The organism is Flavobacterium sp. 1355, assembly GCF_017833415.1.
In the GTDB taxonomy this organism is placed as follows: Bacteria; Bacteroidota; Bacteroidia; order Flavobacteriales; family Flavobacteriaceae; genus Flavobacterium.
The window spans coordinates 39,188-55,059 of the sequence record NZ_JAFICC010000018.1 but is presented as its reverse complement, the minus strand read 5'-3'; the positions used below and the strand labels follow the sequence as shown (position 1 = coordinate 55,059).

Genomic DNA, 15,872 nt, shown 5'->3' with positions numbered 1-15,872 from the left:
CAGAACCTTAGTAACTTTTCTATATTTGTAATTCATAACCATAACTCACAAAAATGACTTTAATAAAATCGATATCAGGAATACGCGGAACTATCGGGGGGAAGGTTGGAGATAATCTGACACCGGTTGATGCCGTAAAATTTGCATCGGCTTACGGAACCTTTCTTAAAAATAATACTTCAAAAGAAAAATTAACGGTTGTAATTGGTCGTGATGCCAGAATCTCTGGTCCGATGATTCACAACCTGGTTGTCAATACATTGATTGGTTTAGGAATAAATGTAATCGATCTTGGGCTTTCTACAACACCAACTGTAGAAATTGCTGTGCCGCTGGAAAAAGCAGACGGTGGAATTATACTTACGGCTTCTCATAATCCAAAACAATGGAATGCTTTAAAATTACTGAATGAAAAAGGAGAATTTTTAAGTGGTGCTGAAGGGGCTAAAATCCTTGAAATTGCAGAAGCTGAGGCTTTTGATTTCTCTGATGTTGATAATCTTGGAGAAATAACTGTTAATGATGCTTATATGGATATCCATATCGACGAGGTTTTAAATTTACCACTGGTTGATGTTGAAGCTGTAAAAGCCGCTAAATTTAAGGTAGTTGTTGATGGTGTAAATTCATCAGGCGGAATTATTATTCCGAAATTATTAGAACTAATGGGCGTAGAGGTTGTAAAATTATATTGCGAGCCAAACGGACATTTTCCTCATAACCCAGAACCTTTAAAAGAACATTTGACTGATATTTCTGAATTGGTTATAAAAGAAAAAGCACATTTGGGAGTTGTTGTTGATCCAGATGTAGATCGTCTTGCTTTTATTAGCGAAGACGGGGAAATGTTTGGTGAAGAATATACTCTGGTAGCTTGTGCTGATTATGTGTTGAGCAAAACTCCCGGAAATACAGTTTCAAACATGTCGTCTTCGCGTGCTTTGCGTGACGTAACAGTTGGGCATAAAGGAAGCTACGAGGCAAGTGCAGTAGGAGAGGTGAATGTAGTTGAATTAATGAAAAAAAATAATGCCATCATCGGAGGTGAAGGAAATGGAGGAATTATATATCCGGAATCACATTACGGACGTGACAGTTTGGTAGGGGTGGCCTTGTTTTTAACACACTTGGCAAACAAAAAGATGTCTGTTTCGGCATTGAGAGCTTCATATCCTGAATATTATATGAGTAAAAACAAAATCGAATTAACTCCTCAAATTGATGTTGACGCAATTTTGGTTGCAATGACAGAGAAATATAAAAATGAAGATATTTCTACAGTTGATGGTGTTAAAATTGATTTTGCAACAGAATGGGTTCATTTAAGAAAATCAAATACAGAGCCGATTATTCGAATTTATACCGAATCTCCTTCACAGGAAACAGCAGATAAACTTGCATTTCGAATTATAGATGAGATAAAAGCTATTGCAGGAATTTAATTTCTTGATAATTAAAGAAAAAAAACTCTTTCGTTAATCGAAAGAGTTTTTTGTTTTAGATGAATGCAAGTTTTAGTTCTTGACAATTTTTATTGATTTTTTGATCGTACCATATTGTGCATTTACAATATAAACACCACTCGAAAGTTTTTCACCAATCTTAATATCTTCATTTGTAAAATATGAATCTGATGAGTAAGAAACAGCACCTTTCATATCTACAATTGTCAAACTTAAAGGTTCTGTAACAGCAGATTTGATATGTAGGGTAGATTGATATTTAATAGGATTTGGATAAACTGTAAAAGAATCCTTTTCTGCTACAGGATCATTAATCCCTAAATTAGATGTTGTAATATCGATATAATTAAAGCTCATACCATCAGATTTAAATTTAATCTTTAAGTACACTTCACCTTTTGGCAAAACAATTCCGTCTACAATTTTGTCTATATACGTCTGCAAACCTCCCGTAACAGCAAAAGTTTCATCTGTTTTTACAACAGCATCATTTACCAGAATATCAAATTTACCGGGATTAGTGAGAGCGGCAACCCTAAAAGTCAGTTTATAAGTTCCGGCATCAGCGATATTAACCATAAATTCATTCCAGTCGCCAACATTTATAGCACTTACATTTTGTACTGTATTGGCATCTGTCGTGTTTTGCAGGCTTGTACCTTTTCTGCGGTAATGTTTGTTTGCAGGAACTCTTCCGGGAACATTTATTTTTTTTGTTGTATAAGGAACATTAATATATTCTGTACCAATTGGTTTTAAAACTCCGCTTGTTGCACTTAGCAATTGGCCTTCGAGCATATCGGTCCAGTTTGCAGGTACTCTGCCTGTATACCACGAGTATCTGTAAATGTCAGGATCATTTTCAAAACTGGTCAGAATATCTTTCATAAAAGCTATTTTCTGATCCGATGTCTGGATTACCCTGTTCGCAAATTCGGTTACCCACACAGGCCGATTATATTTTTTAAGGAGTCCGGTCACACCAACAACAGAGCCGGCAGTATTATCATAAGTATGAAAAGCAATATAGTCCACCTTGCAATTCGGGCATAAAGCAAAAAACTGATCGTGCCAGGCAATAGGATCACTGTAACCTCCGTAATTATCAGGCCCATTATAAGCAGGGGAAGCACTTACGATTTCTAAGTTTTTAGCAGCAGCAATTTTTTCAACATTTACCCATTCGTTCACGGCTTCTTGAGGAGTAAGTCTTGCTCCATCAGTAAAGTTTGGTTCATTAAACGCTAATAAATATTTTGCATCCGGTTTTATTTTATTGATAAAGGCCTGAACATCGGCATCGCTTATTTTTCCCCAGACCATTGGCACAAATTCAACCCCTATAGATTGATAATCTGCATTAATCTGTGTATCTGGTTCCGGTGACCAATTGTACCACCAGGAAACTCCTGGCTTAAGTGCCAGTAAATCTGCCTTTGAGTGATATCCGTATGCGATTCCACGTTTTGGACTCTGAGCAGAAACAGCACCACTCAGAAATAATAGTAAACAAATAGAGATTAATTTTTTGATCATGGTTGTGATTTTGGGGTTGTTAAAAAACTAACCAAATATATATAGTTTCTTTTTTATCAAAAGAAAAAATAGTATTACAAAAACACATCAAATTTATTCTGGGCAGTACAGAATGTTTCTATTTCTTTCTAAAAAAAAATCCAGAGCGCTTTTGCTTCTGGATTTTTAATTTAATTATTTTTCAATTCTGTGTTTCCATCTTTTGTGAGTCCATAGGTAATACTCAGGTGCAGCAAGAATTTGTTTTTCGACCTCTTTTAGGTATTTTTCTGTAATATCAAAGTTTGGGTATTCATTAGGATTATCAGCTATAGGCATAAAAGTTGCTTCGTAATGGCCTCTCGATAGTTTCTTTACATTCACAAATATCACACTTAGGTCATATTTTTTGGCCAGCATTTCAGCACCGGTATGTACAGGAGCTTCGACACCCATAAATTCCATTGAATGAAAAATTCTGTCCAGTTTGGGAGACTGGTCACTTGCCAGACCATACATGCTTAAAATCCCGTCACGCTGGTTTTGAGCCATTGTCGGAATTGCTTGTTTGGTTTCGATAAGCTCGGTTTTGTATTTGGATCGAATTTTTCGGATCAATTTATCAAAATAAGGATTAGCAAGTTTTTTGTAAACAGCAACTCCCTGAAAACCAATTTTTGGGTTAATTGTCATAAGCCATTCATAACTTGCATAATGCGAAGCTACAAGAATTACACTTTTTCCTTTTTTAGCATAATCGAGTACTAAATCAAGATTGGTTACCTGAAATCTTTTTTCCATTTCTTCAGAAGAAATGCTCATTGTTTTAATCATTTCCAAAAACATATCACACATATGTTTGTAGAATTTTCTCTCAATAATTTTTCGTTCAGCATTATTTAAGTGCGGCAAAGCAAGTGCCAGGTTCTCACGAACTACTTTTCTTCGATAGCCAATGATATGATATACAAGAAAATAAACACAATCAGAAAACCAGTAAAATATTCTAAAAGGAAGTATAGAAATAAGCCAGAGTAAAGGGTAGGCTAGTATATAAACAATAAATTGCATCTAAATATTTTTTTGCAAATATAAAGCAAAAATGAATAACACCGATAATTTGGTTTCTTACAGTCTTATGTACGATAATGATTATATTTGCTATTCACATTAATTATTTTTTATGAATTTTATTTTAATTGGGATAATAGTAGCCAATATTCTTATAAGTTACCAGGGGTTTAATGATTATAATTTTTTTAGGAAATTCGAATTTCATGTAGGAAGTATTCGTTCGGGCGAGCAAATCAGAATGCTGTCTTCTGGTTTTCTGCATGTTGATTTAATGCATTTAGCTTTTAACATGCTGACACTTTGGTTTTTTGCACCGGATGTTATTGCCAATTTGGGAAATTTTTCGTTTGTATTAGTTTATTTTGGCAGTCTGATTTTTGGAAGCCTTCTTACTATGGTTTTTCATAAAGACGATTATAACTATCGAGCCGTAGGAGCTTCAGGAGCAGTTACCGGTGTTTTATATTCAGCCATATTGCTTAATCCGGATAGAGAAATTGGATTATATTTTCTTATTTGGCTTCCCGGTTATATTTTCGGAATTTTATATTTGCTGTATTCGATTTACGGAATGAAAGCCAAAAACGACAATATTGGCCACACAGCACACTTTGGAGGTGCTATAGGAGGGTATGTAATTACTTTGGTAAAAGATCCTTCATTATTTTATGATCATACTTTTGTTGTCATACTATTATTAATACCGATTTTAATTCTTTTTGCAATGGCAAAATTGGGGAAAATCTAATGATGGCACAACTTTTGAAATGTAATTAACGAACTATTAAATATAACAAAAATGAAAAAACTAGTATTATTTTTAACAATCATATTTATGACTATGTCTTACGGCCAGGAAATCAAACAAATTCCTTTAATCAATGTAAATGGTGAAGGAAAAGTAAAAGTAGCCCCTGATCAGGTTTGTATTTCGGCCTCGGTTGAAACAAAAGGGAATAATGCTAAAGAGGTTAAAAAACAGAATGACGAAAAAATGGATGCTGTTTTAAAATTCATCAAAAAAATGAATATTCCAACTGCAGATTTTAAAACTAAACAAGTAGCTCTAAATCCGCAATACGATTATGAGAAAAAGAAAACAAGTTACAACGCCACACAAACTGTAGAAATCATTGTAAAAGATCTGACTAAATATGACGAGTTAATGGAAGGTCTTGTACAACAAGGTATCAACCGAATTGACAAAGTTTCTTTTGAATCATCTAAACTGGCACAATACCAATCTGAAGCCCGTAAACTCGCAATAAAAGATGCTAAAACAAAAGCAGATGAATATGTGTCTGTTTTAGGACAAAAAGTAGGAAAAGCATTTACGATCGCTGATAATTCTCAAGTCTATCACCCACAGCCAATGTATGCTGCAATGAGAATGAAAGAATCTGCAGATGCCATGGGAGCATCAAACGAAACTTTGGCAATTGGAGAAATAGAAATTACTGCAAATGTTAGTGTAAGTTTTGTTTTAGACTAAAAAAACAGAAAAGCCCAATAATAAAAAATCCAAATTCCAGCTTAAAATTGGAATTTGGATTTTTTTTATTGTTTATTTCTAAAGTTGATTTTTAGAAATTAGTATTCACTTTTTTAGAACGATCTGCAATATATGAGATTAACCATGTAACCTGACCTTCTTTTACAAAGTAAACTTTCTTTGTTTCCAGGTTTGGAATACCTTCTAATAAACTTACTAATATGTTATTTGCCGAAATAAGGTATTTTTGGTCATACGTACTCAAAACTCTGGCAGCTTCTTTATTGGTTTGAGCAAGGGTATTAAACTTGCTGAAATTGTTTTTCAGGATTGCATCATAATTGAGAACATCTTCCATGCTTAGCGTAATATAATGCTCTTTTACATTTTCGTTATAGTACAAAGTTGCAAAAGCCCATACAGCTCCTCCGGATAAATAAATTTTATCTTTCTTTAATAAAAGAGGATTTGTGTCCAGCATTTCTTTTACCTTTTTTCGCAGAATCGGATTAAAATCAAAAGATTTCTCCTGATAAGTCGAAAGGTCATTAACCTGATTTGGATTTGCAACCGTTTTCTTTACTGCATCAGTAAGTGTCATGGTACCAAAATCCAGTTCCAAAGGAATAAACGCTAATTTATTATCTTCAAGTTCATCTATATATCCGCCCTTTGTAGTCTGAGCACCAATATCAAGTAATAAAGCGTTGGGATAATCTACTGGAGGCATAGCACCTTTTACCAATATTTTTGCCTCTTCCTCAACATTCATGACATCAAAATTTTTGTTGGTCAGGCTTGTGATTTTTTTTGTTAAAACATCAATATTGCGGGCAGATGCAAAAACCGGAGCTGCTACAATAAAGATGTGTTCTTCCGGAATCTTATGTTCTTCTCTTATTTTCTTTAGCTGATCCACAACCGTAACGCTGATTTTATTCATATCTTCCTGAGGAATTTCGCCTGTATTAGCAATATGTTCGGCAAAATTAAGCCTGTCAGTTGTAAAGGAGATAATCTTATAATCTGCTTTTCTGATATTGTTTACCTCGATAACAGAAACTTTTATTGCTCTGCGCCCGACTTCAATTCCTGCATAAAGATTTTTCTGCGAAAATGAATTGATTGAAAAAAATAAATTTAAAAAAAGTAAAATTAAAATATGGAATTTGTTTCTTTTTAGCATTGGATTAAATTATGGTTATAATATAAGAACGTGGTATTTATATGTAGTGTTTATGAAAATTATGATGAGAAGATCATTGCTATATAAAATAAGGAAACCTCTTTTTTTGTTTGAAAACTTATTTAATATCAACATTATAATCGGGCGCGAAATTAAGCAATTATAATGCAAAGCAAAAGTTTAATCTGATATTTTTTTAACTTATTATCAGCTCTTATGTAAGAAAACTTACAATTGTGTAATCTTAGGATAGAAATAACAGCGTTTTATGAGATATCGTAAAAATTACTTCAAAAATAAAATTATAACAGAAATTAAGAGTATCTTTTTTTGATAATAATTGATGTGGTTTAAACCAGATTATATACATTTAAATTCTGCTATGTTTAGCATTAAATTACATGTATTCTACAACGAGTTAAACACATAATAAAAATTAAACAAAATGAAAAAAATTATAATTACAGTATTGATTTTGTCTTTTGTACAAACAATTCATGCACAGAAAGGTTTTAAATCTCTTTTTGATGGGAAAACTACAAAAGGCTGGCATTCTTATGGAAAAAATTCAGTAGGGCCGGGATGGAAAGCAGAAGACGGAGTATTGCATTTTGATCCTGAAGCGGCAAAAAATGGTCAGGGCGGAGATTTAGTAACAGACGCTGAATTTGAAAATTTTCATTTAAAACTAGAATGGAAAATAGCTCCAAATTCTAACAGTGGTATAATTTTTTATGTCAATGAAGATCCTGAAAAATATAAAAATACATACGAGACAGGTCTTGAAATGCAGGTTTTGGACAATGACGGACATCCCGACGGAAAAATCACAAAGCACCGTGCAGGAGATTTATACGATTTAATACAAAGTAAATCTGAACCTGTAAAAAAAGTTGGAGAATGGAATGCTGCCGAAGTTATAAGCAAAAAAGGAAAATTGACGCTTATTCTAAATGGAGTTACTGTAGTCGAAACGGTATTGTGGGACGATAATTTTAAAAAGCTGATTGCAGGAAGTAAATTTGCAAACTGGCCTGGATTTGGCACATTCAAAAAAGGGAAAATAGCCTTGCAGGATCATGGAGACAATGTATGGTATCGTAACATTATGATAAAAGAAATAAAATAAGCGATATAAATCTTTAATTAAAAAAAATCCAAATCCAAATTTTAATGTTGGATTTGGATTTTTTTTAAATTTATTTTTCGATAACATGTCGTTTCGATTTTATAAATCATGTTAATGTTTAAATTTACCGCTAAAACCATTTATGACTAATCCTGAAAAATTTTTAAGGACACATATTGAGAAAGTAATTTCTTTAACAGATGAAGAATTTTCTTTTATAGTATCTCATTTTGAGCTAAAAACATTCAGAAAAGGAGAATTAATTATCGAAGAAGGAAATGATGTAAAAGAAGTTTATTTTGTAGTATCAGGGCTTATTAAATTAGTTTATGAAGATAAGAATACTAAAAAACATATAGTTTCATTTGCAATGGAAGATTGGTGGGAAACCGATTTTCAGGCTTTCTATACACAAACTAAAGCATTGCTAACTCTGGAATGTATTGAAGATACAATTGCTTATGGCCTTTCGCTGAAAAACTTCGAAAAACTTTGTTCGGATTTACGTAAAATGGAGCAATTTTTTCTTCGAAAATCTATAGCCGGACATATTGGTTCGCAAACAAGGATATTATCATTTTTAACATCAAACGCACGGGATCGATACGAAGAGTTACTGCTTAAAAATCCTTCGTTATTACAGCGGGTTCCCAAAAGCTCTTTGGCTTCTTATTTGGGTGTTTCTCGTGAGACACTTAGTCGTTTTTTTACAAATTTTTCAAAATAGTGATATTTATCACACCGTTCTAAAGGCAAGTCTGCTGATTTTTGCATCTATTAATTTTAAATATATAAAGATGGAAAAACGAGTAATAAACCCGTGGAATTGGCAAGATGCAAGAAGTTATGTTCAGGCAGTAGAAGTTACTAACGTAAAGGGAACACTATATGTATCTGGGCAGACTGCTATAGATGATGATGGAATTTCGAGTAAGGCAGATATGAGAAATCAGTTATTACAAACAATAGAAAATCTTGAAAAAGTAATTTATAATTCCAACTATGAATTGAAGAATATTGTCAGGCTTAATATCTACACAACAGACAGTGCTTCATTATTTGAAAATTTTGATGTTTTGCAAAACTGGATTCAAAAAAATGAGATCAAACAATCCAGTACGGTACTGGAAGTAAAAAGCCTTTTTGAAACTCTAAAAGTAGAATTGGAAGCTACAGTTGTAAAATAGATTCATATTTTAATTCCAGAAAACCAATAAACCGGGGATGGGGGGTCTGTTACTTCATCAATAGCACAAATAAAGATTTTTTTTATTTGTTTGTAATGATTGGGAAGTTGTTTGGAATTATAAATAAAAGTGAAATAAAAAATGCAGTATTTGATTACATATTGATTGATTTATTAAATTTGTAGTAATACCATAAACTTTTTATCATGCCAATCATTGAACAATCAGAATACAATTTCCCTTCTATTATTCATCGCAACAGGCACGTTTCGACTATCTACGCTGCCTTATTTAAAAAGTTTGAAGTTCCGGGATACACCAGGGAAAAACATGAGTTAAGTGACGGAGACTTTATCAATATCGATTTTCTTTTAACCAATCCCAAAAAAGCTGTTATTTTATGTCATGGCCTCGAAGGAGACTCCCGCAGAACCTATAATAATAGCTGTGCGGCATATTTTCAGCAAAAAGGGTTTTCGGTTTTTGCATGGAACAACCGAACCTGCGGTGGCGAAATGAACCGGCTTCCGAGGCTGTATCACCATGGTGCAGTTGACGATCTTGATGAAGTGGTTCAGTTTGTTTTAAAAAAAGGGTTTGAAGATGTTTATCTGATAGGATATTCTATGGGAGGTGTGCAGCTTTTGAATTATTTGGGCTGGACAAAAATCGATCAGCGAATAAAAGCGGCAGTTACGATTTCTGTGCCAACTCATATTGCAACAAGTGCTGCTGTTCTCAAACAAGGCTTTAACAGAGTTTATTTAAAGAATTTTACAATTGATATAAAAAGAAAGCTAAAATATAAAGCAGCGCAGTTTCCTGATTTTATAAACCGGGACCAAATTGATAAGATTTCTTCTTTTGATGAAGTCGATCAGTATTTTACGGCACCATTGCACGGCTTTGCAAGTCGGGATGATTATTACCAACAGGTTTCTCCAGAATTCTCACTCAAAAATATTACCACTCCGGTTTTAATTATAAATTCACTCGATGATCCTTTTTTGGGTGAAAGATGCTACCCCAGAGTGATAGCCCGTGACAGCGCATATGTATATCTGGAAACCCCTAAGTATGGCGGGCACTGTGCTTTTCCACTACGTGATTCAGAATATTCATATGCAGAGAAAAGAGCTTTTGAGTTTTTTGAATCCCTGCGGGTAAAAGCAGATTGTTAAATAAAGTGACATCAATTAGAGATTTTTTGAAAGCAAAAAATGCAAATCTCCTTTACTGAATAAAAAAAGCCTAATCTAGATTAGGCTTTTTTGTGGGGAGAGCAGACTTACTCTGTAAATATTATTGATAGAGTAAAATATACTTTAAGTATAAGTATTGCTAATGTATTGGCAAATAGATATAAAAAGTAGTTCCCTCATCTATTTTACTTTTTACGGTAATAAAACCATTATGATTTGATGCAATTTTACTGCATAGGGTAAGACCCAGCCCGCTTCCCTGATACTGGTCCGTAGTATGCAATCTGTAAAAAGGTTCAAAAATTTTAGATTCAAATGCCTGATCAAAGCCTATTCCATTATCACTGACACAAATTTTTACATATTTTAGATTTTTATCTCCTCCAACTTCAAGAATTTCTTCTGTAGAAGGATTTGTTGTTTCGATTCTTACCTTCGGAACAACGTTTGGTTTCACATATTTAATAGAATTCCATATTAAATTCGTGAACAGCTGTTGTATTTGATAAGGGATAACATCTAGTTTTGGTAAGGGCATCACCGTAATTACTGCCTTGGTTTCTACAATGTCATCTTTTATATCTGCAATGATCTTCTTTAAAACTAAGTTTAAATCAGTCATTTTAAATTCTTTTTCTAAAAAATTAATGCGCGAATAATCAATAAGATCAGCCACTAACTGTCTCATATTGGTCACAGAGAAAAGCATTCTCTCAATATCATGTATGCTGGATTCAGAAAGATTTTTTTCATTATCAATTACTCTTTTTCCGAACATATGAATTTTGCGCAGCGGCTCCTGAAGGTCATGACTTGCCGATGAAGTGAAAGCTTCAAGCTGCTGATTATAATTTTCCAGTTCAGCATTCTTAATAGACAGCTGTTCATTTGCCGCAATAATATCTGTCATATCTTCAAGCGCAATCAATATCATTCCGTTTGGTTTGGTATTGAGAATTCGGCGCGCGTTCACCATCATAATTTTTTTGCCAATACCTTTGCACAACGTTTCAACCTTAAAATCTTCGATTGATGTTTTTTCATCAAGCATTTTAGAAATCAATTCCTTAAATTCAGGAATATCCCATTGACAATCTCCAATTTCAAAAAAAGAATGCCCTTCAGTTTCTTTTTCAGTAGTTTGAAAATATTTATAAAAAGACGGATTGGCACTTTTTATAAAAAAATCCTTATCGATAATAATCAAAGGTTCCCGAATGGTCTTAAAAATAGATTCTGAATAATTTCGCATGGAAATTAACTGTTCCTGACGGTCCATTAATTCATCATTCACACACATAAGTTCTTCATTGTTAGACTGAAGTTCTTCTGATGATGTTTCCAATTCCTCATTCATAGCCTGCAGTTCTTCACTGCTGCTTAACAATTCCTCATTTGTTGTCTGCAATTCTTCAAATGCCGTCTGCTGTTCTTCGGTTACGCGTTTTATATCTTCACGTAACTGGGTGAGTTCATTTTCCAGTTCATTGATACGAAGCTGATCAGAAACTTTTCTTTTTGTGCTGCCGTCAAAATCAATTTCCGGAAGTGGATTTTTGTAAAAAAGAACCATAACATGTTCCTTATCATTCGGAATAGGCACTATTTCGAATGAGGCCAAATAGGACTGATCCTTAACTGTAATATTCTCCTTAATTACGGCTTTATTGTCTGCTTTCATTTTTAAAATAGCGTTACGAAGTTCAAAACTTATGCCTTCGCGGGCCATTTTTAAAATATTGAAATTTGGTTTTCCCGGTGACGGCAATAAAAATGGGCTGGTGTCTCCGTGAAAATGTACAATTTCAAGATGTTCATTAATAATTACGCTTGCAGGAGTATATTTTAAGAATAAAATATCAGAAGCAATTTTTCTAAAATCAGTTTGAGGAAAAGCCTTTTTTTCCTGATCGTCCGCTTTATCGCGTATATTTAAATTTGAAGGTTTAAAAGCTTCAGGTACATAACGGCCGGCAGCATATTTGCGCACATAAACCTTTTCTGCTTTTCCAATCGGTTCAAATAAAGTATTTGCATTTAATGTGGTTTCTGATTTTCCAAGAAATAAAATCCCCTTTTCCTTCAATGAATAATGAAAAGAACTTAATACTTTGTTTTGTAAAAAAGGATCAAAATAGATCAATACATTTCGGCATGAAACGAGATCGATTCTCGCAAAAGGAGGATCTTTTATAAAGTTGTGTACAGCAAAAATACACATATCACGTATTACCTTATTGATATGGTAATGCCCATCACGTTTTGTAAAATAATTTTGAAGCCTTGACGGAGAAATGTGCTGCACATCCTGAGCAGAATAAATCGCCGTTCTGGCTTTTGTAATGCATTTTTCAGAAATATCCGAAGCAAAAATCTGGACCTTTATATTCTTATTATTTTTGAGTACAAGATATTCATGAATACTAATAGCCAGTGAATAAGCCTCTTCACCACTTGCACATCCGGCTATCCAGATACGTAAATTGTTATTTACAGTATTTTGTATTAAATGCGGAAATGCAATTTGCGAGAGCGATTCGAAAAACTTAGTGTCCCTAAAAAAATAAGTAACCGGAATCAGGAAATCGTTAAACAAATGATCCTGTTCTGTTTTATCATTTCTAAGCAGGTTAAAATAATCTTCTAAAGATTCTCTTCTCACAATTACCATTCTTCTGGCGATACGTCTCCTGATGGTAGGTTTTTTATAATGGCTAAAGTCATTACCGGTTCTTAATAAAATGATATTAAGAATCTGGTGCAGAATTTCCTCTTCATTTTTAGGGATATTCTCTTCTTCTGTATAGCCGTGATTTGCGGCATAACTTTGGTGAATCTTCAATAACTGATCAGGAATTTCCTCAGGAGCCAGTATATAATCTATTACATCGGCATCAATGGCGCTTTGCGGCATTCCTTTAAATGCAGCAGTATCCGGATCTTGAGCAATGGTGGCACCGCCCAGTTCTTTTATTTTTTTTAAGCCAAAAGTTCCGTCGAAGGCTGTTCCCGAAAGTATAACGCCAACAGCAAAACTTTTATAAACATGTGCGAGGGATTCAAAGAAAATATCGATACAATTGTTCTTTTTTTCTCCGCGTGTTCTGGCATGTAATTTTAGAACACCATCTTCTGTAACTAAATTATTATTCTCCGGAATAATATAAATATGATTGGGAGCAAGATTGATATCGTTAATGATTTCATGAACCGGAATTTTTGTACTCTGAGACAAAATCTCGGGTAAATTGCTGGGATGATCAGGAGATAAATGCTGTACAATGATATATGCCATTCCCGAATCTTCCGGTATGGCTTTGAGTATTTTTTTAAACGCATCTAATCCGCCGGCAGAGGCACCTATACCAACTACCGGAAAATTTTGTATTGTTTTTTGAGGATTTTCTATTTGAGATAGATTCATGAGAACTGTGATATTTAACAAAGATAATAAGTCTTTTTAATAGTAAAAAAGGTTTTTTATTTAATCAGCTTTGGTTTATGCTCTTGCGAGTTAAGGTTTTGTTCATTATTTAAATTTTTAAATAACAAAACTTTAAAAAGGACTTATTGATTGTGGTAAATGGAGTAGGGAAGGATCTATACAGAAAACTTCTGAACAATAAAAATTACATTCATTATCTTAAAACAGTAAGATAAGAACAACAATAAGAAAACAAAAAAAGAGGAACAAAAGATTTTTAAATAATATTGGTTAAAATTTTTTTCAGGGCATTAAATTCGTTTGGTTTGATAAGGCAATCCATCGCGCCCAGAGTTTTTATTTTATTTTTAATTTCAGAAGGAATAGAAGTAGAAAATATAATTACTGGTATATTTTTTAGTACATCTTTTTTTTTGATTTCAGTCAATACATCTATACCATTCATGTACGGCATATTGATATCAAGAAAAATCAGATCAGGCTCTATAACTTTATTACTAAGTTGCTGCAAGGCCTGAACAGGATTATGAATGGAGGTGTATGCCGCTTCAGAAACTTCTCTAAGGGCTTCTGAAAAAAAATCGCAGTCATCATAATCGTCATCGATTTGCAATATATTTTTATATTTCATGATTTGACTATTGGGGGATTATTATCACGTTTGTGATGCTGTTAGCATCAAATGGGTTTATTTTATCAAAGTCATAAAAGGTGTTCTGAAAATTTTGCCATAATTTAATTTAGAAAGGTTAAAAAAAGCTTGTCATAAATAACAAGCTTTTCTAAAAAAAAAATTGTAGAAAAATTAACCTCTTGATATCCGCAGAGTATCCGCTTGAAGGGCAGCTTCTTTTTGATCGCGGGTGTAATCTTCGTCATCACAATGAGGTGAACAATTTGTATGTAAAACAGCTATTAAAAAAAAGATAAAAATGATTTGTAAAGTAGACTTTTTCATAAAGGTCAATTGCTTAAAGTTGTATTAATTTTCGTAAATTTATAGGGATGATAAAAAAGGATTTTATATAATTTTTTCGTTTTGTTATATAATTTCCATGTTTTGGAATAAAAAGGCATTAAGCTTTTGTAAGAATTTAAAGAAATACTGTAAAAAATTAATATTTGTAAAAAAATAAATTGGCTTGTTTTAAAATCTTAATTCTAAAATCATGGCAATACTTAAAAATATTTCGATTGCAATACTATTTTTCCTTTTTATAAGTAAGGCACAAGCGCAGCAAAATGATACTAATTCAAAATGCCGTTATATAAAAACTACGGCAGGATATCTAATGGTTTTTCGCGAAGGCGATGATGTAATAGCCGGAATTGAGAATCTGGTAAAAGAAAAGCAAATACCGTCGGCAAACTTTACAGGTATAGGTTTTGCACAGGAAGTTACCTTTGGCTTTTTTGATTTTAATGAAAAGAAATTTAATCCCAAAACCTTTAATAAAACAGAGATGGGAAGTTTAACAGGTTCTATTGCCTGGGAAGGAGACAAACCATCGATACACATTCATGGAGTCGCAACAGATGAAAAGTTTGATGCCTATGGCGGTCATATTCTTGCGCTAAAAGTAGGAACCGGTTCAATGGAAATTTATATTACCCTTAATGATGAAAAATTAGAACGAAAAAAAGAGTTTCCGCTAAATGCTAATGTGCTCCAACTGTCTTGTCAGCATAAATAAAAAACCGTCAGATTGAGCTAACGGTTTAATTAATTTGCTGTTTTGTGAGAAGTTTTATTCATCGTCTTCCTCATCATCATCCGGTTCGGCTTTATTGGCACTATACTCATCCAGAGTCCTTCTGTCAGGATCGTTGTCATTTTTTAAATCCTCATCAAGATCCTGCGCTATATTGCTGTTTTTTTGAAAATAAGGATCATCAGTATCATCATTTTCACTTAAGTGTTTCCTGTCTGAGTTTTCATAAGAATTATCGGTTTCATAATCTCTCCTGCCTGAAGAATCATTTTGGTGCTGATTGATTGCCGGATCTTTAGTTTCCATAGTTTCAGAAACAATTCCTTCATTGTCTGATCTGCTGTTTCTATGATTTGTAGTATTCATAATAATGATATTAAAAGTTAATAGTACAAATTTAGAATCCATAAATAAGTGTTTTTTATAGTTTTTGGTTTTATAATTATATTATTTTCAGTTAGTTATCC

General features: G+C 33.2%; 14 protein-coding genes. 8 read left to right on the top strand and 6 right to left on the bottom strand.

All coding sequences use genetic code 11. From position 1 onward, the window contains the following. The first annotated feature begins 53 nt into the window (after window positions 1-53). Window positions 54-1,442, top strand: coding sequence for a phosphoglucosamine mutase (gene glmM, locus JOD96_RS20025; protein ID WP_209565987.1), 1,389 nt, complete (start codon window positions 54-56; stop codon window positions 1,440-1,442). Between the two features lie 72 nt (window positions 1,443-1,514). Here glmM and JOD96_RS20020 read toward each other — a convergent pair whose 3' ends face one another. Together JOD96_RS20020 and JOD96_RS20015 are read right to left on the bottom strand one after the other, a co-directional pair. Beyond that, window positions 1,515-2,999, bottom strand: coding sequence for a glycosyl hydrolase (locus JOD96_RS20020; protein WP_209565986.1), 1,485 nt, complete (start codon window positions 2,997-2,999; stop codon window positions 1,515-1,517). A gap of 174 nt (window positions 3,000-3,173) precedes the next feature. Next, the gene (locus JOD96_RS20015) at window positions 3,174-4,049 is read right to left on the bottom strand and encodes a lysophospholipid acyltransferase family protein (protein WP_209565985.1); all 876 of its coding nucleotides are present in this window, start codon (window positions 4,047-4,049) and stop codon (window positions 3,174-3,176) included. 112 nt (window positions 4,050-4,161) lie between these two features. On the opposite strand from JOD96_RS20015, the gene JOD96_RS20010 reads away from it, so the two are divergent. Both JOD96_RS20010 and JOD96_RS20005 read left to right on the top strand, forming a co-directional pair. Continuing rightward, on the top strand, window positions 4,162-4,800 hold the full coding sequence (locus JOD96_RS20010) for a rhomboid family intramembrane serine protease (protein ID WP_209565984.1): 639 nt from the start codon (window positions 4,162-4,164) through the stop codon (window positions 4,798-4,800). 51 nt (window positions 4,801-4,851) lie between these two features. Further along, window positions 4,852-5,544: an SIMPL domain-containing protein gene (locus JOD96_RS20005; RefSeq protein ID WP_209565983.1), complete on the top strand. Its 693-nt coding sequence runs from the start codon at window positions 4,852-4,854 to the stop codon at window positions 5,542-5,544. Window positions 5,545-5,635: 91 nt separating this feature from the next. On the opposite strand, the gene JOD96_RS20000 is transcribed toward JOD96_RS20005, so the two are convergent. After that, window positions 5,636-6,730, bottom strand: a complete 1,095-nt coding sequence (locus JOD96_RS20000) for an exopolyphosphatase (RefSeq protein ID WP_209565982.1) — start codon at window positions 6,728-6,730, stop codon at window positions 5,636-5,638. A gap of 445 nt (window positions 6,731-7,175) precedes the next feature. Here JOD96_RS20000 and JOD96_RS19995 point away from each other — a divergent pair, with 445 nt between their 5' ends. The 4 genes from JOD96_RS19995 (at window position 7,176) to JOD96_RS19980 (ending at window position 10,227) form a co-directional block, all read left to right on the top strand. After that, window positions 7,176-7,859, top strand: coding sequence for a DUF1080 domain-containing protein (locus JOD96_RS19995; protein WP_209565981.1), 684 nt, complete (start codon window positions 7,176-7,178; stop codon window positions 7,857-7,859). Window positions 7,860-8,001: 142 nt separating this feature from the next. Next, window positions 8,002-8,586, top strand: coding sequence for a Crp/Fnr family transcriptional regulator (locus tag JOD96_RS19990; protein ID WP_209565980.1), 585 nt, complete (start codon window positions 8,002-8,004; stop codon window positions 8,584-8,586). A 70-nt stretch (window positions 8,587-8,656) separates the two neighbouring features. Beyond that, a complete protein-coding gene (locus JOD96_RS19985) occupies window positions 8,657-9,046 on the top strand; it encodes a RidA family protein (protein ID WP_209565979.1) in 390 nt (129 codons plus the stop codon). 206 nt (window positions 9,047-9,252) lie between these two features. Beyond that, complete coding sequence (locus tag JOD96_RS19980; RefSeq protein ID WP_209565978.1) at window positions 9,253-10,227, top strand: YheT family hydrolase; 975 nt, start codon at window positions 9,253-9,255, stop codon at window positions 10,225-10,227. 160 nt (window positions 10,228-10,387) lie between these two features. Here the strand turns inward: JOD96_RS19980 and JOD96_RS19975 are convergent, their stop codons facing one another. Together JOD96_RS19975 and JOD96_RS19970 are read right to left on the bottom strand one after the other, a co-directional pair. Next, window positions 10,388-13,672: a CheR family methyltransferase gene (locus tag JOD96_RS19975; protein ID WP_209565977.1), complete on the bottom strand. Its 3,285-nt coding sequence runs from the start codon at window positions 13,670-13,672 to the stop codon at window positions 10,388-10,390. A 277-nt stretch (window positions 13,673-13,949) separates the two neighbouring features. After that, a complete protein-coding gene (locus JOD96_RS19970; protein ID WP_209565976.1) occupies window positions 13,950-14,324 on the bottom strand; it encodes a response regulator in 375 nt (124 codons plus the stop codon). Window positions 14,325-14,862: 538 nt separating this feature from the next. Here JOD96_RS19970 and JOD96_RS19965 point away from each other — a divergent pair. Beyond that, the gene (locus JOD96_RS19965; protein WP_209565975.1) at window positions 14,863-15,387 is read left to right on the top strand and encodes a PPC domain-containing DNA-binding protein; all 525 of its coding nucleotides are present in this window, start codon (window positions 14,863-14,865) and stop codon (window positions 15,385-15,387) included. A gap of 54 nt (window positions 15,388-15,441) precedes the next feature. Here JOD96_RS19965 and JOD96_RS19960 read toward each other — a convergent pair whose 3' ends face one another. Then, window positions 15,442-15,813 (bottom strand): hypothetical protein, encoded by a 372-nt coding sequence (locus JOD96_RS19960; RefSeq protein WP_209565974.1) that lies wholly within the window; start codon window positions 15,811-15,813, stop codon window positions 15,442-15,444. Between the last annotated feature and the right edge of the window lie 59 nt (window positions 15,814-15,872).